Below are 536 nucleotides of genomic sequence, written 5' to 3'. Positions count from 1 at the left end.
CCCTGGCTGGCCGACGAGCTGACCCGCTCGTGGGGCGCTCAGTGGCCGCATTTGCCCGACGCCATGGAAGAAGCCGCCGGATACGTCGCGCCGAGCTGCGACGAGCTGGCCGGGCTGACCGCGCCAATGGGGGTGGCAGCCGCAGTCGACGACCCCATTCACCCGCTGCAGGCCGGCCTCGACTGGGTGGCCGCCGCGCCGCACGCGGCCTTGCGCACCGTGACGCTGGATCAGATCGGGGCGGATCCCGCCGCCCTGGGTGCGGCGTGCCTGAGCGCGCTCGCCGACTTGTAGCTCAGCCGCCGGTGGTGGTGCGCAGCTGCTGCAAGGCCGCGTGCGGCGCGGCGGCCACCCAGTCGAGGCCGGCCTGCAGCGGGTGAATGGGGTCGTCGACTGCGGCTGCCACCCCCATTGGCGCGGTCAGCCCGGCCAGCTCGTCGCAGCTCGGCGCGACGTATCCGGCGGCTTCTTCCATGGCGTCGGGCAAATGCGGCCACTGAGCGCCCCACGAGCGGGTCAGCTCGTCGGCCAGCCAG

Annotated in this window: 2 pseudogenes; one reads left to right on the top strand and one right to left on the bottom strand. The window is 73.9% G+C overall.

Annotated features, from left to right (window positions below):
- A pseudogene (locus A5625_RS12555) lies at positions 1-294 on the top strand (alpha/beta hydrolase); the annotation flags it as partial.
- A 28-nt stretch (positions 295-322) separates the two neighbouring features.
- Here A5625_RS12555 and A5625_RS12550 read toward each other — a convergent pair.
- Positions 323-536 (bottom strand): annotated as a pseudogene (locus A5625_RS12550) (alpha/beta hydrolase); the annotation flags it as partial.

Source organism: Mycobacterium sp. 1465703.0, assembly GCF_001672975.1.
Classification (GTDB): Bacteria; Actinomycetota; Actinomycetes; order Mycobacteriales; family Mycobacteriaceae; genus Mycobacterium.
This window is presented reverse-complemented; position numbering and strand designations above follow the sequence as displayed.